The 17,864-nt window shown below is 61.9% G+C and carries 18 protein-coding genes and 1 pseudogene; 7 read left to right on the top strand and 12 right to left on the bottom strand.

Annotation, left to right across the window (positions count from 1 at the left end):
• Window positions 1-206 precede the first annotated feature (206 nt).
• From AC1RRW_RS22085 to AC1RRW_RS22035, 11 genes are all read right to left on the bottom strand, one after another.
• On the bottom strand, window positions 207-1,112 hold the full coding sequence (locus AC1RRW_RS22085; protein ID WP_492903843.1) for an NAD(P)-dependent oxidoreductase: 906 nt from the start codon (window positions 1,110-1,112) through the stop codon (window positions 207-209).
• 111 nt (window positions 1,113-1,223) lie between these two features.
• Entirely contained in the window at window positions 1,224-2,030 is an 807-nt protein-coding gene (locus AC1RRW_RS22080; protein WP_492903842.1) for an aldolase/citrate lyase family protein, read from the bottom strand.
• 38 nt (window positions 2,031-2,068) lie between these two features.
• Window positions 2,069-3,301, bottom strand: coding sequence for a pyridoxal phosphate-dependent aminotransferase (locus AC1RRW_RS22075; protein ID WP_492903847.1), 1,233 nt, complete (start codon window positions 3,299-3,301; stop codon window positions 2,069-2,071).
• 114 nt (window positions 3,302-3,415) lie between these two features.
• Window positions 3,416-4,801: an FAD-dependent oxidoreductase gene (locus tag AC1RRW_RS22070; RefSeq protein ID WP_492903840.1), complete on the bottom strand. Its 1,386-nt coding sequence runs from the start codon at window positions 4,799-4,801 to the stop codon at window positions 3,416-3,418.
• Window positions 4,798-5,106, bottom strand: coding sequence for a (2Fe-2S)-binding protein (locus AC1RRW_RS22065; protein ID WP_492903838.1), 309 nt, complete (start codon window positions 5,104-5,106; stop codon window positions 4,798-4,800). Before AC1RRW_RS22065 ends, AC1RRW_RS22070 begins: the two co-directional genes overlap by 4 nt.
• Window positions 5,087-6,205, bottom strand: coding sequence for an NAD(P)/FAD-dependent oxidoreductase (locus AC1RRW_RS22060; protein ID WP_492903845.1), 1,119 nt, complete (start codon window positions 6,203-6,205; stop codon window positions 5,087-5,089). Before AC1RRW_RS22060 ends, AC1RRW_RS22065 begins: the two co-directional genes overlap by 20 nt.
• Window positions 6,206-6,264: 59 nt before the next feature.
• Window positions 6,265-8,088 (bottom strand): ABC transporter permease subunit, encoded by a 1,824-nt coding sequence (locus AC1RRW_RS22055; RefSeq protein WP_492903836.1) that lies wholly within the window; start codon window positions 8,086-8,088, stop codon window positions 6,265-6,267.
• A 1-nt stretch (window position 8,089) separates the two neighbouring features.
• A complete protein-coding gene (locus AC1RRW_RS22050; protein ID WP_492903834.1) occupies window positions 8,090-9,175 on the bottom strand; it encodes an ABC transporter ATP-binding protein in 1,086 nt (361 codons plus the stop codon).
• Between the two features lie 11 nt (window positions 9,176-9,186).
• Window positions 9,187-10,197 carry an ABC transporter substrate-binding protein gene (locus AC1RRW_RS22045; RefSeq protein WP_492903832.1) on the bottom strand — a complete coding sequence of 337 codons (1,011 nt, stop codon included), beginning with the start codon at window positions 10,195-10,197 and terminating at the stop codon, window positions 9,187-9,189.
• A 210-nt stretch (window positions 10,198-10,407) separates the two neighbouring features.
• Window positions 10,408-11,325, bottom strand: coding sequence for a 2-hydroxyacid dehydrogenase (locus tag AC1RRW_RS22040; RefSeq protein WP_492903830.1), 918 nt, complete (start codon window positions 11,323-11,325; stop codon window positions 10,408-10,410).
• Window positions 11,326-11,330: 5 nt separating this feature from the next.
• Entirely contained in the window at window positions 11,331-11,717 is a 387-nt protein-coding gene (locus AC1RRW_RS22035; protein ID WP_492903828.1) for a RidA family protein, read from the bottom strand.
• 316 nt (window positions 11,718-12,033) lie between these two features.
• Here AC1RRW_RS22035 and AC1RRW_RS22030 point away from each other — a divergent pair, with 316 nt between their 5' ends.
• The 3 genes from AC1RRW_RS22030 to AC1RRW_RS22020 all read left to right on the top strand — a co-directional run bounded on the left by AC1RRW_RS22030 (window position 12,034) and on the right by AC1RRW_RS22020 (window position 14,145).
• Window positions 12,034-12,864, top strand: a complete 831-nt coding sequence (locus AC1RRW_RS22030) for an aspartate/glutamate racemase family protein (RefSeq protein ID WP_492903827.1) — start codon at window positions 12,034-12,036, stop codon at window positions 12,862-12,864.
• 206 nt (window positions 12,865-13,070) lie between these two features.
• A complete protein-coding gene (locus tag AC1RRW_RS22025; protein ID WP_492903825.1) occupies window positions 13,071-13,745 on the top strand; it encodes a GntR family transcriptional regulator in 675 nt (224 codons plus the stop codon).
• A 169-nt stretch (window positions 13,746-13,914) separates the two neighbouring features.
• A complete protein-coding gene (locus tag AC1RRW_RS22020) occupies window positions 13,915-14,145 on the top strand; it encodes an FAD-binding oxidoreductase (protein ID WP_492903823.1) in 231 nt (76 codons plus the stop codon).
• A 68-nt stretch (window positions 14,146-14,213) separates the two neighbouring features.
• On the opposite strand, the gene AC1RRW_RS22015 is transcribed toward AC1RRW_RS22020, so the two are convergent.
• On the bottom strand, window positions 14,214-14,384 hold the full coding sequence (locus AC1RRW_RS22015; RefSeq protein ID WP_492903849.1) for a hypothetical protein: 171 nt from the start codon (window positions 14,382-14,384) through the stop codon (window positions 14,214-14,216).
• Here AC1RRW_RS22015 and AC1RRW_RS22010 point away from each other — a divergent pair.
• The 4 genes and pseudogenes from AC1RRW_RS22010 to AC1RRW_RS21995 all read left to right on the top strand — a co-directional run.
• A pseudogene (locus tag AC1RRW_RS22010) lies at window positions 14,326-15,456 on the top strand (ATP-binding cassette domain-containing protein); the annotation flags it as partial. The gene AC1RRW_RS22015 and the pseudogene AC1RRW_RS22010 sit on opposite strands and share 59 nt — an antisense overlap.
• A gap of 319 nt (window positions 15,457-15,775) precedes the next feature.
• Window positions 15,776-16,558 carry an enoyl-CoA hydratase/isomerase family protein gene (locus AC1RRW_RS22005; protein ID WP_492903821.1) on the top strand — a complete coding sequence of 261 codons (783 nt, stop codon included), beginning with the start codon at window positions 15,776-15,778 and terminating at the stop codon, window positions 16,556-16,558.
• A gap of 4 nt (window positions 16,559-16,562) precedes the next feature.
• A complete protein-coding gene (locus tag AC1RRW_RS22000) occupies window positions 16,563-16,781 on the top strand; it encodes a hypothetical protein (RefSeq protein ID WP_492903819.1) in 219 nt (72 codons plus the stop codon).
• Window positions 16,782-17,016: 235 nt separating this feature from the next.
• A protein-coding gene (locus tag AC1RRW_RS21995) for an IS5 family transposase (RefSeq protein WP_492903817.1) occupies window positions 17,017-17,771 on the top strand; the annotation gives its coding sequence in 2 pieces (ribosomal slippage) (window positions 17,017-17,350 and window positions 17,350-17,771; 756 coding nt in all).
• The last annotated feature ends 93 nt before the right edge of the window (window positions 17,772-17,864 follow it).

The raw sequence follows: 17,864 nt of genomic DNA, 5'->3' as shown, positions 1-17,864 counted from the left end.
ATCTCCTTCGCCTGTCACAATGGCGACGAACTCGTCCTCAAGGCCAGACCAGAACCTTCTCCAACAGCCTGCTAGGCCGACTGCGGAGAGAACCATAAACCCGGCGTATGCACAGACTTCGATCAGCCGGCTTGGCCAATGCGATTGGAGAACTTTTCAGGGAGCAGGCCAATCGCCATCGGGACGAACGCCTCCATCAAAAGCGGTTAGGCGCTATTTGAAATGCCGTTTTGCTGCGCGACGAAATCGGAAATCATCGGCACGAAATCTTGACCTTTCCCTGCGGCGACAGCGGTCGCAAACAAGTTCTTGACCGAGGACGCAACCGGGTTCGGCACGCCGTTCGCGTTGGCCACGGCTTCCAGATAGCGCAGGTCCTTCAGCGCGTTGTCATAGGTGAACTGGTGCGCGTTGCGGTCGCGATCGAGCACATACTGCATGTAGGTTTGATAGAAACCGCAGTCCATCCGACTGCCGCGAATGACGCTGTCGAAGGTCTGCGGCGTGATGCCAATCTTCTCGCCGAGCACCAGCGCCTCGGCATAGATCGCGGCGTACCCCAGCGCGAGGAAGTTGTTGATCAGCTTGACCTTATGGCCATCACCGACCGGCCCGAGATGGACGATCTTCTGGGCCCACGCCTCGCAGATCGGCGTGATCCGGGCGAAAATCTCCGGGGCTGCGCCTATCATAGTCGAGAGCTGGCCGAGAGCCGCCTGTGCAGGAGTTCCTCCCAAAGGCGCATCGACGAAGTGCAGTCCCTTTACCTCCAACTGGGCCGCGAGCTTGACCGTGACGGTCGGATCGGAAGTGGAGCAATCAACGACCACCGTGCCTGGCCTGGCGCCGGCGATGATGCCCGCATCGCCGTTCACGACGGCTTCGACCTGAGGCGAACCCGTCACGCACAGAAAGATGACTGTAGAGCGGGAGGCCAGCTCCTTCGGCGTCTTGGCCTCCGTGGCGCCGGCAGAAACCAGTTCTTCGACGGGCTTGCGGTTGCGGCGTCCCATGACGGTCAGCGGGAAGCCCTTCGCGAGGATATTGGCCGCCATTGCCTGCCCCATCAGGCCGACGCCGATGAATCCCACCGCCTCTTTGCCTGCGCTCATCTTCAGAATGTCCCTTGTCACGAGTTGTCCGGAAGCAGGCCTCGTTCGGAGCCCCCTCCCAGTATTGGTCGAGAGCAAAGCTCTGCCCAAGACCGCGAGCCAATCACTCGTTCAGTAGACGCTACCCGAGTTCGCAACGGTCCGAGCTTGGCCTTTGTCGGCCGATTTGAAGCGCGCGGCGAGTGCACTGGTTCCGCGTGAGAGCAAGCCGACATCTGTTCCCACCGCGACAAAGGTGGCTCCGAGCTCGATGTAGGAGCGGCACAGCGTCTCATCGAAGTAGAGGATGCCGGCCGCCTTCCCCGCCGCCCTGATGCGCTTCAATCCGTCGCGAATGGCGGCCTGGACGGGTTCGGCTGCGGGCTTACCAAGATAGCCCATGGACGCCGCCAAGTCGGCCGGGCCGATGAAAATGCCGTCTACATGATCCAGCGCCGCGATCTCCTCGATATGTTCGAGCGCGTCCATCGTCTCCACCTGCAGCAGCAGGCAGATCGAATCGTTGGCCTCGGCCATATAGTCGGTGTTCCGGTTGAACCGGGTTGCGCGGGCGCTCGCGGCCCCCACGCCACGAATGCCATGAGGCGGGTACAGCACGGATTTGACGACGCGGCGCGCATGGTCGGCATCTTCGATCATGGGGATCAGGAAGTTGCGCGCGCCGATGTCGAGAAGTTGCTTCATGAGCCAGGGCTCGCTGTGAGGAGGCCTCACGACAGCCTGTGAAGGGCCGGCGCCGATGACCTGGAGCTGATGCATGATCGTTCGCAGATCGTTGGGGGCATGCTCGCCATCGATCAGGAGCCAGTCGAAGCCGGCGCCGCTCGAGATTTCCGCCGCATAGGCGTCGACCATCGAAAGCCAGAGCCCGATCTGAAGCTGGTTCTGCGCAAGCGCCAGTTTGAAGGGATTTGACATGAGTTCCTCGTGGTGTCCGAGTTGATGCGGGATGATGTTCAGGACAGGGCAGCGCAACCTTCGCGGATGCGGGCCATTCCCTGGCGCAGGACGTTCTCGGCACTGGCAAAGGAGATGCGGAAGAAGCCGGGCGTCCCGAAAGCCGATCCCGGAACGATGGAAACCCCGCGCTCGCGCAGCAGGTATTGGCAAAGATCCTCGTCGCTGGAGAGGATCTGCCCTCCGGGCGTGCTCTTGCCGACCAGCGCGCGCCAGTCGACAAAGGCATAGAATGTGCCGTCTGGCGTATTCGCCTTCAACACGGGAAACTGGGCGAGCTCGCTCATGATCAGGTCGCGGCGCGCTCGATACTCCGCGCGGTAGCGCCCGACCGCGTCCTGCGGGCCGCGAAGGGCCTCGGCGGCCGCTGCCTGGGCAATAGAACAGGTGCATGAGGTCGACTGGCTCAGCACTGCCCGGATCGCCTGCATGAGCGGGACCGGACCGCCAGCATATCCGATGCGCCAACCCGTCATGGCATAGGCCTTCGAGACACCGTTGACCGTCAGAATGCGATCTCGCAGATCCGGCCGCAGTTGCGCCGGCGTCACGAACGGGGTGTCGTCGAAGGTGATGTGCTCGTACATGTCGTCGACCATGAACCAGACATGCGGATGGCGCTCGAGCACGTCGAGTATGGGCTCGTAGTCCGATGCCCGATAGATCGTGCCCGAGGGATTGGACGGCGAATTGATCAGGAGCCAACGGGTTCTGGGAGTGATCGCCCGCTCCAGATCCTCCGCGCGCAGACGGAAGCCGTCCTGCGCATGCGTCGGCAGCACGACGGCGGTGGCCCCCATCATCTCGACGATATCGCTGTAGCTCACCCAGTACGGGGCCGGCATGATGACTTCGTCACCGGCTCTGAGCGTCGCGAGGAAGGCGCTGAACAGCACCATCTTGGCACCGGTCGTCACCACGATCTCCTCCGGGGCGAACTCGAGGCCGTTCTCGCGCGAGAATTTCTCGCGCACCGCCCCCTTGACTTCTGGCGTTCCGCACAGGCCGGTATAGTGCGTCTCGCCTGCGCGCATCGCCCGGATTGCTGCCTCGACGATATTCCCAGGCGTATCGAAATCAGGCTCGCCTACATGCATGGCGGCTATATCGCGGCCTTGACGTCGCAATTCTGCCGTAGCGGTCATCATGCGCGAGATCGCGGACGGACCCACCTTCGACAAGGCCGGAGAGGGCTGGAAGGTCGCGGGGAGGATATTTTTGGCAACGTTCATGCTCATGACCTCGGAATGGGCGGAAATTATCTCAAAACGGCAATGCAGATGGATTTTCAGATCGATTGCGAGCCAATGATCCACGTTATGGCTTGATTTTACACCTTCATTCTCTCATTCATCCGAGAACAAAGAGGACATTTCTCCGACGGTCACAGGTTTCAGTGGAAACCGGATGCGATAATACCCGATCTCGGTCGGATCCACCTTGCGGAGATCGGCAAAGATCTCGGTGACCGAGTGACCGCAGAAGCGCCCTTGGCAGGGCCCCATCCCGCAGCGCAGATAGCCTTTCAGCTGGTTGGGCCCGGCGGTTCCTTCCCCGATCGCCGCGGCGATCTGACCGCGATCGACCTCTTCGCACCGGCAGACGATGACATCGTCGTCGACGGGCGCGACGAACCGATCAAGAGGTCGATAATAGGCCTCCAGAAACGGCCGGATCGCACGATCAAGCATCCGCTTCAGCCTGGCCGCGCCGGATTCCATGAGGAGCTTGCCGGCGCCGATCAGACCGAGATCGCGGGCGATCTCGAGCGCGACCAGACGACCGCTCAACGCGGCCGACGCCGCCCCGAAGATGCCCGTCTGATCGCCGGCCATCCAGAGCCACGGCCTGGTGGAGCGGCCGCGGGCGTCCAGTTGCGGCAGCCAGCAGCGCTGGCTGCGGTCCCAGAAATGCTCGCAGCCCAGACCCATGCTCAGATTGACGTTGGGCACGAGCCCCTGATGCAGGCCGACGCAGGATGCCGGCATCACCGACCAGGTCTTGCCGACCCGATAACGGATACTCTCGACCTGCGAGTCACCGTCAAGCTCGATGTCTTCGACATTGCCGACGATATGCACGCCCGCGCGACGGACCTCGCGGATCAGACTCAATCCCTTCGCCAGGTAGTGCGGCGCGAGCATCGCCAGCGGCGCGTGCCTGATGGCCCGCAGCCGGTTCGCCGCCGAACACGTTTCCAGAACGGCCCTCGGTGGGTATCCCGCCCGACAATACTGGGCGGCGACCAGATACAGCAATGGTCCGCTCCCGACGAGAACGAGGTCGTCGCTCAGAACCTGACCCGACTTCAGGAGCACCTGTATCCCGCCAGCGCCCATCACGCCCGGCAGCGTCCATCCCTTGACCGGGAAAGGACGCTCCATCGCCCCTCCCGCGATCACGACTCGTTTCGCGCTCGTGATGCCCACGGCGCCGCCGGAGCGCCAGCTCAACTCGCCATTCCGTGCCTGCCAGACCAGCGTGCGCGGCGCGTATTCCGCTCCACAGGCGAGGAACTCTTCAACGAGACCAAGTCCCCTGTGGTAGTCGGGCCCGAGCACCCTGCCGTCCTCGTCACGCGGACGGTGCCCGACGTCCCGATAGATCTGCCCTCCCGGCCGCGCTCCTTCGTCGAAGACAATGCATCGCAGGCCGAGCCTGCGGCACTCGATGGCTGCCGACATGCCCGCCGGGCCGGCTCCAACGATCGCGACATCGCAGAGAGAACTCATCCGGGTATCGCTTCCGAAAGAAGATCCGGCGCGCGCCGCTGGGTTTCAATCGTCATCCCGTCGCGAACGATCGTCAGGCAGGCTTGCCGGTTGGCATGACCGTCGACGTTCACGAGACATTCGAAGCAGGCCCCCATCATGCAGAACGGCGCTCTGGGGGCTCCGGAGCGCGGTGTTTCCCGAAACGCCGCCACGCCGGACCGCAGCAGTGCAACGGCGAGGTTCTCGCCCTCGACAACCGGCACCGTACGGCCGTCGAAGTGGATTTCCGCGTCGAATTCGGGTTCACTGATGGCGCGAAACATCGAAACGCTTCCCGGAGAACTTCTCGGTTACGTGCCGGAAGGTGCCGGCTGCCAGGGCCCCGGCAAGTTCCCCCGCATGGAAGGGAGCCAGCGTGACGCCGCTATGGACGGTCACGAGGAAGGATCCGGGATGGCTTTCCGATTCGTGGTAGATCGGCACCCCATCCGGCGACATCACACGCAAGGCGGACCAGCACCTGACGATCTGGACATCGCGGAGAACCGGAAGAACCGCGAGCGCCTTGAGCGCGTTGCGTGACAGGATCTCCGGGCTGGTCGAGACCTCGAACCCTGCCTCCTCGGACGAGTCCCCGAACATTATGCTGCCATCCGCGGTCTGGCGGAGGAAGCCGATGCTGTAGTGGAGGAAAGGCTTCAGCTTTTCCGTGACCATTATCTGGCCACGAACGGGCCGGACGAGCGAAGGAAGGCCCAGTTGAGGCGCCAGCCCGACATTCCCCAGACCTGCGGCAAGGATGACCTGATCGGCGTTGAAGTCACCTTGCGGGGTCTTGACGACGAAGCCGCTGCCGGACTTCTCGATGGCGCTGACGGCATGGCATGGAAGATAGCGCCCCGATCGCCGAACGACGGACAGGAGCGCGCGCAGCAGGAGAAAAGGGTTCACATGCCCGTCGTCCTGGCAGAAGGTTCCGCCGAACACGCCATCGCCGATCTCCGGCACCAGCTTTCGCATCTGGTCGAGGTCGATCATCTCCGATCGCGAGTCGACAGACGCTTCGCGATCCAGTTCCACCAGAGCGGCTGTCCTGTCCCGGAACTCCTGTTCGCTGAAACAGATGCCGATGCCGCCATCCTGCCTGCGCTGCAGATCGATGGCCGACTCCTGTTCGAGCTCGGCGCTGAACCGCGCCCACCCGTTGGCGGCCCGCCGTGTCAGGTCCGCATAGTGCGGAACGCCCCTGCCCTTTCCCTGGACCCAAATATTGCCGAGGTTCCCGCGTGTAGCGCGGAACGCAACATCGCCTTCGTCGAACACAGCGACATGTTCGCCGCGGCGAACAAGCCCGTAGGCGATGCAGGCGCCCACGATCCCCCCGCCGATGACGGCAAACCTTGTCCCTGTGGCATAAGACATGATGTTCAAGCACTCGCCTTGCGTGACGCAACCATTGCCCTTTGCGCTCTTCCGAGGTGTCAGCGAGTTCTTTTGCCAAGGTTCCCCTTGAGGAACTCGTTCAGCAACAGGAGTGCCGTCATCAGGAGGAGCAGCAGTGAGGCGACGGCCCCGAGCGTGGGATTCACCTGCAGCGTGAGATCTGACCACATCTGCCTCGGCAGCGTATTCACCGCGCCTCCAGTCAGGAACAGCGCAACCGTCAACTCATCGAAGGACGTCACGAAAGCGAACAGGAAGGCCGAATACAGGCCGGGCTTGATCAGCGGGATGGTGATCCTCCGCAGAGTGCTCAGGCGACCTGCCCCCAGAATGGAAGCAGCCTGGTCAAGCCCCCGGTCGTAGGTCGACAGAACTGCCATCACCGTGATGACCACATAGGGAAGGGCGAGTACGGCGTGCGCAATGATCAGGCCGCTGAGCGTTCCAACCATTCCGATCTGGGAGTACATGAAGAACAACGCCACCGCGATGACGATCCGCGGAACGATGAGCGGTGCGAGCAGGAGCGACAGGATGGCGCTCTTGCCGCGAAAGTTGCTCCAAGCCATGCCGAACGCCGCCGCGGCGCCCAAAAGCAGGGCAAGAGCGGCCGCGAGGACACCGATGATGATCGAGTTCCAGGCGGCATTGACCCAAATCGAGGACTCGAACACCGCCCGGTACCAGCGCAGGGATGGCTGCGCGAGCTTGACCTCGACGGAATTCCCCGGCGTGAAGGAAGCCAATGCCACGAAGACGAGCGGCACCAGCAGAAAGCCGATGACCAGCGCGAATGACAGGGCGCTGACCCGACTGCCGCCCTTGTCGAAAGAACGCTGCGGAATGATCTTCGCTGCCACGGCACCGATCAGCTCGCAGAGGTTTCCGAGGCCGTTGAGAGTGGCGCGACCGCACTCGCCCAGCATCTTGCCGATCGCCGAGGACGATTGGGCCGGCTTGTCCCTCGTGATGCCGGTCAGGCTCGACAGGCCGACGATACGATCGAACACCACGAAGATAACGATCGCCGCGACGAGCAGGAAGACCGACAGCATGCTGGCGACAGGCCAGTTCAACAATTGCTGGATCTGGACGATGATGACTTGGGTCAGCATCATTTCCTTGGCGCCGCCGAGCAGCGCAGGCGTAATGAAGAATCCCAGGCTCGTAACGAACACCATGAGCGCCGCAGCGCTGATCCCCGGCATGCATTGCGGGAAATAGATCCGCCAGAATATCTGCGCGCGGCCGGCTCCCATCGTACTTGCCGCCTTGGAGAGGTTCTCGTCGATCGTCTGCATGACGGGAACCATCGTCAGCACGGCCAGCGGGAGCATCGCGTGCGTCATGCCGATCAGCGTACCGGTCAGATTGAATATGAGGGCGAGCGGAGCGTCGATCACCCCCGCGGAAATCAGGGACTGGTTGACTGGCCCGTTGCGGCCCAGCAGGATCATCCAGGCGAATGTACGGACCAGGAAGCTTGTCCAGAACGGGAGTAGGACCCAGATGAACATCCTGGCCCGGCTCTCGGGCTTCAGCTTGGCCAGATGGTAGGCCACAGGGAACCCGCCGACGACCGATATCAGCGTCGTCCACCCCGAGATCTCGAATGTGATAAGCAGCGACCTGAAATAGGTCGTGTCCTCGAAAAGCCTTGAGTAATAAGCGAACGTGAAATTGTTGTCGCGATCGAGGACAGACAGAAACAGAATCTTGCCGACCGGATAGAAGAAGAACCAGGTCAGGAAGACGAATACCGGGACGAGCAGGAGATAGCTCGACCGCGATAGCGCCCGCAGGCGCAGTTTCAACCCGCCGTCGCCGTCCACGCCCGTAGCAAAAGTCTGCGTTGAGCTCATTCTATCGGACCTGTTTCGCCGCACCGAGAACGATGATGTCCTCAGGCTCCCACCCGAGCCTGACGATGTCTCCGACGGACGGCGATGGCGACCGGGACGACAGGCTCATCACGCAGATCTTGCCGCCGTCGGCAGCCCTGGCTCCAATGGTCTGGATGCCACCGCCGAAGGTGACCTCCTCGATCGTCCCGGTCATCGTGTTTGTACGCTGTTCGCTTGCGTCCAGGATCTTGATCCGCTCCGGCCGCACCATCCAGCAGGCCTTGTCACCGTCCCTGAAAACGACGCTCGATGTCGCCTGGAACGTGTCGCCGCCTTCGGCGTGCAACACGCAGGACCGGCCCGAACCGTGAGCCGTTCCTTCGAAGATGTTGGAGCGGCCGATGAACCTGGCGACGAACTCGGAGCAGGGGCTGTAGTAGAGTTCTTCCGGCGTCCCTATCTGCTCGACGCTGGCGTTGTTCATCAAGCAGATACGGTCGGACATCGACAGGGCTTCGTCCTGATCGTGCGTGACGTAGAGGATCGTGATTCCCAGATCCGAATGGAGTCGCTTGATTTCGGTTTGCATGTGCTCGCGCAGATTCTTATCGAGCGCCCCGAGCGGTTCGTCCATCAGCACGATCGAGGGCTCGTAAACCAGGCATCGCGCCAGCGCGATGCGCTGCTGCTGCCCGCCGGATAACTGGCGCGGCAGGCGGTCCGCAACGTGTGACAGGTGCACCAATTCGAGCACCCGCCCCACGGACTTTGTTATCTCCGCCTTGGACGCCTTACGCATCCTCAGGGGAAAGGCGATGTTCTCGAAGATCGAGAGATGCGGAAACAGGGCATAGTTCTGGAAAACCATTCCCAGTCCCCGCTTGGCCGGCGTCTGATCTGTCACCGGCTTCCCGTTGATCCAGATGTTCCCGCCGGTAGGCTCGGTGAGTCCCGCGACAAGCGAGAGAAGCGTGGTCTTTCCCGATCCCGAAGGGCCCAGGAGAGTCAGAAACTCTCCGTCTCTCATGGACAAGGTTGTCGGGTTGAGCGCTACCACGTTGTGGTAGCGCTTGGTCAGCCCTTCGACTTTCAGCTTCTCAGCCATCGCAGACATCGTCACCCTTGCAACAGCCACTTGTTGAAGCGCTCGAACTCGCGATCCTTGTTCGCGCCCCACCAGTCCTGATTGCGCGCGACCATCTGGCTCAGATTGTCGGGATGGGTCGCGAGCTGCCGAGCCCGGGCCGGGTCGATCAGCTTGATCGCGTTCGGATTGGTCGGACCGGACGCAAAGGCTTTCGTATAGAGCGCCTGGCGTTCGGGGTTTGCACAGAACTCGATGAACCTCTTGGCGACGGCGACACGCGGGCATCCCTTGGGAACGGCCCACCCCTCCATCGTGAACTGACCACCCGACCACAGGGCCTCGACCGGGGCGCCGCTGTCGATCGCAGCCTGGATTCGGCCACTGCTCGTCTGGATAAAGTCGACCTCGCCGCTCTGCAGCAGTTGGGTCGTCTGCGGGAAGCTGCTCCACCAGAGCGCGATATGCGGCCGGATCTCGTTGAGCTTCTTGTAGGCCCGGTCGACGTCGAGCGGGTAGAGCTTGTTGGGGTCGACGCCGTCGGCGATCAAGGCGCCCTCGAGCGTGCTGATCGGCGAGCGATAAAGCGCCCGGCGCCCGGGGAAGCCCTTCACATCGTAGAAGTCGACCCAGCCGCGCGGTTTGCGCTTCATGGTGTCCGTCCGGAACGCCATGATGTCGCCCGACACATTGGTTCCGACCCAGTCGCGCTGCTTGGCATTGGGGATCAGGCTGTCGACGTCCGGCCCGCTCAGGTCCAGCGGCTCGAGAAGGCCGGCATCGGCGAGGTTCTTGCGAGACAGCTCCGAAACCGACACCACATCCCAAAGATAGGACTTCGCCTCGACCTGCGCCTTGACCTGGCTGGTCGGCTCCGCATCCCGCTGGACATTGTTCACCTGAACGCCGGTCTTCCTGAACGGCTCATAGAACGCCTCGTTGAAACCCGTCGTATAGACGCCGCCCGGATCGGCCACTGTCAGCCGCTCCGCAGAGAACGCGCTCCCCGGAACCAGCGACGCCGCCAGCGGCAGGGTGGACAACGCAAGGAAATCACGCCTCGACGTGCTCCTTTTCTCACCAGACCGATTTGTCATTCTCTTCTCCCCTCACTTTGCTAATAAAGACGGCCATGAAGAGCGATCCATCAGGACTTCATCAAGTTATACTGAATGAAATAGTGATAGATAGCACCGCATCACTTTATCAATAGACCCTTCTAACGACGAATCTCACAATAGCCGGACAAGCGATCAACTTACGTTTGCCGGATGAAGCGGAGCGCGCCCTGAGAGCACGCGCGAGATATTCTCCGAAACGATTTTGGCGCCACTTTCCGGCGTGACCGAGGTCGCGACATGCGGCGTCAGATTGAGGTTCTCCACGGCCCAGAGAGGGCTGCCTTCATCGAGCGGTTCGCTGTTCACCACGTCGAGCGTGGCGCCGGCCAGACGCCCTGTGCGAAGGGCTTCGGCCAGATCCAGCTCGTTGCATTGGGCGCCGCGTCCCACATTGATGAAGAACGAGCCCGGTCGCATGGCCTCGAAGAATGACCTGGCGTAGATCCCCCGCGTTTGAGCGTTCAACGGCAGCATTCCCACGACGACATCGCAGCGCTCCAGGAAATCGGGAAGCTCGTCGCGCCCAAGCACCTCGACGCCTTCATCCCTGCGTGCCGACGTCGCCCATGCGATCACGTTGAAGCCCAGAGCCCCGAGCGCCTGGCCGGTGCTTCGACCGAGGGCGCCGTAGCCCATGATTCCGACCGTTCTCTCCGAAGCGGAAACCCGCGGAACCTCCCTCCAGAGCTTCAGACGCTGCTGCCTAGCGTAGAGATGCATGTCGCGGTGGTAATGGAGAACCCACTGCAGAACATACTCGACCATCCCTTTCACCTGCTCCGGCTCGATCAGCCGCGCCATCGGTATGTTTCCGATCGAATCGACCTCGATCGCTAACTGGTCCGTCCCGGCGCTCAGAAGCTGGATGAGCTTGAGATTGGGGAATACGGAGCCGACGTTTGAAGGTATCCTCCAAACGACGACCGCATCCACATCCGCCGCCCTCGGGACGTCGGGCCAGACATGAAAGTCCAGGTCCGGAATCTCGCGCTGAAGCGCGCGACGCCAACGCTCCGGATCGGCTGAATCGCTCTGGAAAACGATCTTCATGATGGTCAAAGCGTTCCGATCGCCAGAATCTCGATCAGGAACTTGTCGTCAGCCATCTTCACTTCGCCGGCTGCGCGCGTCGGGGGGTTGGCAGGATCGATCCAGGCGTCCCAGACCTCGTTCATCTTCGGCCAGTCCGAGATATTCTTCAGCCAGACCGTCGCCGAAACCAACTTCGACCGATCGCTTCCGACGCTCTTCAGGCGCTCTTCTACGGTATCGAGCGCCTCGCGCGTCTGAACGAGAATATCCGCATCCTTGTTCTTGGCGACGGCGCCCGAGAGATACACCATGTCGCCGACGACGACGACACCGCTACGCCGTCCATTATTGTCATATCGCTTAACGTCCATAGCCGCGCACCATTCAATCCAGCCGCCCTGACGATCCACGGCGAACCTCACAGCGGTTCGCCGATGCAACCTGCGCCGGGCGCCAACTTAGCCTCGTCAGCAGTAGAGCTTGGCCGACGGACACCCCGGCGGGATGACCAGCAAAGCCTGCGCTTTGGCATGCAATATGTCAATATGGCATGCTAAAATAAGGCGGCGGTCAAGGAAGGCTGGCCTCGCCGAGCGAGAGCAGTGGGGAGTCCGGCCTCCAAAGTATGAAAATTCCGGCATTATTCGCCGATATCGGGAATAAATCGAGCCATCTTCGGGAACCTGCCGAAACAAGGAAGTTCGACGCGGCAAGCCGGATTGACCTTTGGCATACAATATTTCATTTTGCGCTGACGACCCGGCCATCATGCGCGATCACCCGCGACGGCGGGGCTTCGGCGGTCCGGCAGGTCGACAGGCCAAGGCGAAACAGGAAGTGCAGGCTATGAGAATCCAGACGTTTTACGGCGTGACCGTCGGCATCTTGATGGTCAACAGCCGATTCACTCGCTTCCATGGCGATGTCGGAAACGCCGAAACCTGGGATTTTCCCGTTCAGTACAAGGTTGTGAAGGATGCGCCCGTCGAAGTGATGCAGCAGTTGCATTGCATCGATCGCGTGGCGGCCTTCAAGGAGGCCGCCGACGAACTGATCGCCGGTGGCGTGAGCGGAATCACGACCACATGCGGGTTCCTGTCGATCTATCAGAAGGAACTCGCCGACCACTGCAGCGTTCCGGTGGCGACGAGCAGCCTGTTGCAGGTCCCCCTCGTCGAGCGCATGCTCCCGAGCAAGAAAAGGGTGGGCATCCTGACGTTCGACGGGCCAGCGCTCGCGGGAGCCTACCTCGATGGCGTCGGGGTCGACCCGACCACACCCGTTGTCGGAATGCCCGCGGATTCGGAATTCGTCCGATGGATCAAGACCGGCGACAATTCGGTGAGCTTCGACACGCTGCGGGCCGAAGTCGTCGCTGCGGGCAAGCGCCTGCTTGATGATCACCCGGAGGTCGGCGCGATTGTCTGTGAATGCACGAACCTGGCGCCGTTCGCCTATGATCTGAACCGCCTCGGGGTTCCCATCTTCGACATCAAGACAATGGTCAACATGTTTCATGCCAGCCTGAAGCCGAGGCGGTACTCGGGAACATGCTGATCAGATCGGGACGATATGCCTTCTCAGGAAGCGAGTGCTTTCCATGTCGGTGTTTTGGCGGCATCGGCCCGGCTCGGGACGAGCGAGAACGAGCCTCGCCAAGCGCACCGCATGCCATTCGCGGTCGGCCCTTGAGCCGCGCGTAATATTGATAGAATGAGGAAGCGCTTGCCAGGGAGTCTACGTTGATCGAGAGGGAGCCTCCGTTGCCGGAGAAGGTCGCGAATTACATTCGCGACCTGATTATCCATGACAAGCTGAAGCCCGGCGAGAGGATCCGCGAGAGGAATATTGCGGAGACCCTGAACGTGTCACGGACGCCGATGCGTGACGCCTTGAAGATCCTCGCCATGGAACGCCTCGTGGACCTTGAGGCCAACAAAGGCGCCGCGGTGGCGAACCCGACGCCGTCCGAACTCATGTCGATGCTGACTGTATACGCCGAGCTCGAGTCGCTTGGCGGGGCGCTATCATGCCGCTTCGCGAGCGAAGCGGACCTGTTAAAATGCCAAGAATATGCAAAGATCTGCAATACGGCCTATAATATCGGCGACCGTATATTTTATTTCAAGGCGAATCAGAATTTTCATCTGGCAATTATTGCCGGGTCTCATAATCCAACATTGATAGAAACACATTACGGCATCGCATTAAGATTGTATCGCGCGCGATACTTGGCCGTCATGCGAAATGACGACTGGACCGCGGCCATCAGGGAACATGACGATCTTCTTAAAGCGCTGAAGAGCCGGAACGCGGCCGAGCTTGCGCGCCTGCTGCGCGAACATTTGAACTTTTCCTGGAGGTTCATCGGGAAACTCCAGGAAGAAGGCGGTCGATCCAACGGCTCGTCCGCCGTTTTCCAGCACGGGTTGAGATAGACAAGGACCAGTGGCGTGCTCCACGCGACTTTAATTGGGAGTGAGTTGAGATCCATCCTGGGCGACGTGGTCCTCGAGGACACGTCAGACAAGGGACGTTACGCTCGAGACTGGATGGGTGACTTCGAGGGCGGTGCGCTCGCCGTCTTGCGGCCCCGGACAACGGCCGATGTCAGCCGGTGCGTGCAAGCCTGTCGCTCTCTCGATCTCCAGGATCGTTCCCCAGGGAGGGAACACCGGACTGGTCCTCGGCGGGCTTCCTGACCGTCCCGGCAATCAGGTGATACTGTCAATGGAGCGGATGAACCGCATCAGGAGCATTGATCCTGAGAACTTCTCGGCTGTCGTCGAAGGTGGCTGCGTTCTGCAGGTCGTGAAGGATGTGATCCACCCCCGCTGAATTGGTTCACCCTGAAGTATGTCTTTTGGCAGACAGGAGGACCGATATGCCGAAGAAGCGCCACAACTTCAAGCTGTCCAAAGTGACCATTGCAAAGTGACGAATGTCGTTGAAATGGCGGCCAAGCCGCTGTTGTCGGTGCGCGGGCTGAAGGTCGACTTCGCCTCGCGCACCGGTCTCGTGCCCGCGGTGCGGGGCGTCGATTTCGAGGTCTGCCGCGGCGAGATCTGCGCGGTCATCGGCGAATCCGGCTCGGGCAAATCCACCATCGCGCAAGCCTTGATGGGCCTGCTTTGTGGATCTGAACACGGTCTCAAAAGGCGAGAGGCGGCGGCTTGCCGGCGAACAGATCGCCATGATCACGCAGGACGCGCTGTCCGGACTGAACCCCTGCACCACCGTCGGCAATCAGATCGCGGAAACGCTGATGGTGCATCGCGGGACGAGCAAGTCCGAGGCGATGGCCGAGGCGGCTCGGCTGCTGGAGATGACGGGTATCCCGTCGCCTCGGGAACGCGTCGATCACTATCCGCATGAGTTCTCCGGCGGCATGCGGCAACGGGTGATGATCGCGATGGCGCTGGCCTGCAAGCCGAAGCTCCTGATCGCCGACGAGCCCACCACGGCCCTCGACGTGACGATCCAGGCGCAGATTTTGACGCTGATCAAGCAACTCCAAGCCGAAGAGCGCATGTCGGTGCTCTTCATCACGCACGATATGGGCGTGGTCGCCGAAATCGCCGACCGAACCGTCGTCATGTACGGGGGGGAGGTGGTCGAGGCGAACTCCACGGACGAGATATTCGCCAGTCCCAGGCAGCCTTATACGCGCTCGTTGATCGCGGCAGTCCCGAGGCTCGGCTCGATGAGCGAGCGCAAGAGGCCGATGCGATTTCCTGTCGTGGATCGGATGACGGGCGCGTCCGATACTCCAGTTGAGACTCTGGACACGGTGAAGGTCGCGGACCGCGCGCTGCTGCAGGTCGATAAGCTGACGACTCGCTTCGAGATCAGAACCGGTATTCTGGCCGGGTCATCGGTCGCGTGCATGCCGTGGAGAACGTGTCTTTCAACCTCCAGCCGGGCGAAACTCTGTCGCTCGTCGGCGAGTCGGGCTGTGGAGAATCGACGACCGGGCGCTCAATCATGCGGTTGCTCGAGCCTCCTGCCGGTTCGGTGAAGCTCGAGGGAGAGGACATCCTCAAGCTCGAGGAGGATGCCCTGCGCCGGAAGCGCAGAAGCATGCAAATGATCTTCCAGGATCCTTATGCCAGCCTGACCCCCCGCATCGCCATCGGTGACGCAATCGCCCCGACTGCGCAACCCCGACCAGCTCCGTCGGGGCGACTGCTCACATCTACGCAGGACCAGACTATGGTCCCCTTTGGATGCCGATCACGGGCCCCGGTTCCGAGCCGATTGACAGCCGTTGCGCAAGCCGGACTATGTGCCGCCCACCAGACACTACCGCGAGGTTTCGGCCGGTCACCGCGTCATGGACTGGGGCGAGGAATGGCTTCGCGCGCCTGGCGTTCAATAATCGCGCGAGGCCCCTCCAGCCATGTCGCGTCGGTAGAACGCGGCGAGCTCAAGCCCTCGATCCGTCCGGATGGATGAGGAAGTGACAGCGATGATCAAGACTGAGATCGAAGGCGGCGTGCTTATTGTTACGCTCGACCGCCCGGAAGCGATGAACTCAATCGATCCGGAGGGCAACAAGGCGCTGGCGGAAGCGTGGTCGCGCTTCGAGGCTGACGATCGGCTCTCGGTGGCGATCCTCACCGGGGCGGGCACAAAGGCTTTCTCAGCCGGCGCGGATCTCAAGACCCTGATTCCGACCTTCCGCGAGAAGGTGCTCGCCGGTGACGAGGATGCGATCTGGGATTTTGGCGGTGGCTTGGCGCGCGGCCTGACACTGTCCAAGCCGGTCATCGCCGCGGTCAACGGCCACGCGCTGGCCGGCGGTCTGGAAATGGCGCTCGCCTGCGACATCCGGCTGTGCTCGCCGAACGCAACCTTCAGCCTGGCCGAGGTAAAATGGGCGATCATTCCCGGAGCTGGCGGCACACAGCGCCTGATCCGCGCGGTGGCGTCCACTCATGCGCTGGAGATGCTCTTTACCGGCGACGCGATCGATGCCGCTCGCGCCGAGCGCATCGGGCTCGTCAGCGCGGTCCATCCGCAGGAGGAGCTTCTACCTGAGGCGAAGAAGCTCGCGCAGCGCATCGCCGCGCGCGGCCCGCTTGCGGTGCGGGCTGTCAAGGAGCTCGCACGTTACGGCGCTAACCATTCCATCGATGACGCCATGGCGCGCGAGCACGAGCTCTTCCTCGAGGTGATGCGCTCCGAGGATGCACGCGAGGGCGCCCTGGCCTTCAGCGAAAAGCGCAACCCGGTTTATCGTGGACGGTAATGATATGAGCATCGGCAAGAAGCCCGATTTCGACTGGGCTACATACGCGCGCAACCTGGCCATCCGCACGCAGGCCTATATCGACGGCAAGTTTGTCGATTCGGTTTCCGGCGAGACCTTCCCGGTCGTCAGCCCGATCGATGGCCAAGTCCTGTGCAACGTCGCGAGCCGTGACGGCGCCGATGTCGATCTCGCGGTCCGTTCCGGCCGGCGGGCCTTTTAATCAGACAGCTGGAGCCGGATGGCGCCGCGCCGGCGCAAGAAGATCCTGCTGGCTCTCGCCGAGCAGATGCTGGCGCATCGCCAGGAACTCGCGCCCTGGAGACCCTTGATGTCGGCAAGCCGATCAAGTTCTCCAATGCGCTCGACATCCCGGCTTCCGCCAATGCGATCATCTAGGCTCAGGACCTGTTAATTTGGTTTGAGCTGTGATTCACGGTGTCCGGGAGGATGCCGTGATGGGTGAACTGTTCCTGCTGAACGAGCGCCAGATGGCGCGGATCGAGCCGCATTTTCCGCTCTCGCACGGCGCGCCACGTGTCGATGACCGGCGTGTCGTGAGCGGCATCGTCTACGTGATCCGCAACGGCCTCCAGTGGAAGGACGCGCCCAAGGGCTACGGTCCGCACAAGACGCTCTACAACCGCTTCATCCGCTGGAGCCGGCTCGGCGTCTTCGACCGGATCTTCGCCGGGCTCGCCGGCGAGGGGCCCAAGCCCGAGCGCATCATGATCGACGCGACGCATCTCAAGGCCCATCGCACGGCGGCGAGCCTGCTCGAAAAGGGGCTGTTCCCCGTCGTATCGGGCGAACCAAAGGTGGGCTGAACTCCAGGCTCCGCACCGTCCGCGACGGGATCGGTCGCCCGATCGTCATGCCGCTCTCGGAAGGCCAGATGAGCGACCACAAGGGCGCAAGCCTCGTGCTCGCTGCCCTGCCGCCAGCCAAAACCCTCATCGCCGACCGTGGTTATGATAGCGCCGCGTTCCGACAGGCGCTGGTCGAAAAGGGCATCGAACCCTGCATCCCGTCGAGCCGAAGCCGCAAAATTCCCTACGCTTACGACAAGGCGCTCTATCGCCAGCGCCACAAGGTCGAGAACCTCTTCGCCAGGCTCAAGGACTGGCGGCGCGTCGCAACGCGCCACGATCGATGCGCCCACACATTCTTCTCGGCAATCTGTATCGCAGCCGCAGTCATCTTCTGGCTCTGATCAACGAGTCCTGAGCCTAGCACTACTTTGGCAGATTTTTAGAGTTGAGTCGTCGGCGGCAGTGGGGACATCGTGTTGATGGTGGCCGTTCGA

Source organism: Allobosea sp. GW821-FHT12C12, from assembly GCF_058807355.1.
This window is presented reverse-complemented; position numbering and strand designations above follow the sequence as displayed.

What these genes read in the sequence shown, in the direction of transcription:
- AC1RRW_RS22050 (WP_492903834.1), bottom strand. Translation starts at nt 9,175, where the DNA reads ATGGCTGAGAAGCTGAAAGTCGAAGGGCTGACCAAGCGCTACCACAAC.
- AC1RRW_RS22080 (WP_492903842.1), bottom strand. Translation starts at nt 2,030, where the DNA reads ATGTCAAATCCCTTCAAACTGGCGCTTGCGCAGAACCAGCTTCAGATC.
- AC1RRW_RS22075 (WP_492903847.1), bottom strand. Translation starts at nt 3,301, where the DNA reads ATGAACGTTGCCAAAAATATCCTCCCCGCGACCTTCCAGCCCTCTCCG.
- AC1RRW_RS22085 (WP_492903843.1), bottom strand. Translation starts at nt 1,112, where the DNA reads ATGAGCGCAGGCAAAGAGGCGGTGGGATTCATCGGCGTCGGCCTGATG.
- AC1RRW_RS22060 (WP_492903845.1), bottom strand. Translation starts at nt 6,205, where the DNA reads ATGTCTTATGCCACAGGGACAAGGTTTGCCGTCATCGGCGGGGGGATC.
- AC1RRW_RS22000 (WP_492903819.1), top strand. Translation starts at nt 16,563, where the DNA reads ATGAGCATCGGCAAGAAGCCCGATTTCGACTGGGCTACATACGCGCGC.
- AC1RRW_RS22070 (WP_492903840.1), bottom strand. Translation starts at nt 4,801, where the DNA reads ATGAGTTCTCTCTGCGATGTCGCGATCGTTGGAGCCGGCCCGGCGGGC.
- AC1RRW_RS22005 (WP_492903821.1), top strand. Translation starts at nt 15,776, where the DNA reads ATGATCAAGACTGAGATCGAAGGCGGCGTGCTTATTGTTACGCTCGAC.
- AC1RRW_RS22015 (WP_492903849.1), bottom strand. Translation starts at nt 14,384, where the DNA reads ATGACCGCGCAGATCTCGCCGCGGCAGACCTCGAAATCGACGCCCCGC.
- AC1RRW_RS22065 (WP_492903838.1), bottom strand. Translation starts at nt 5,106, where the DNA reads ATGTTTCGCGCCATCAGTGAACCCGAATTCGACGCGGAAATCCACTTC.
- AC1RRW_RS22040 (WP_492903830.1), bottom strand. Translation starts at nt 11,325, where the DNA reads ATGAAGATCGTTTTCCAGAGCGATTCAGCCGATCCGGAGCGTTGGCGT.
- AC1RRW_RS22020 (WP_492903823.1), top strand. Translation starts at nt 13,915, where the DNA reads ATGTCAGCCGGTGCGTGCAAGCCTGTCGCTCTCTCGATCTCCAGGATC.
- AC1RRW_RS22055 (WP_492903836.1), bottom strand. Translation starts at nt 8,088, where the DNA reads ATGAGCTCAACGCAGACTTTTGCTACGGGCGTGGACGGCGACGGCGGG.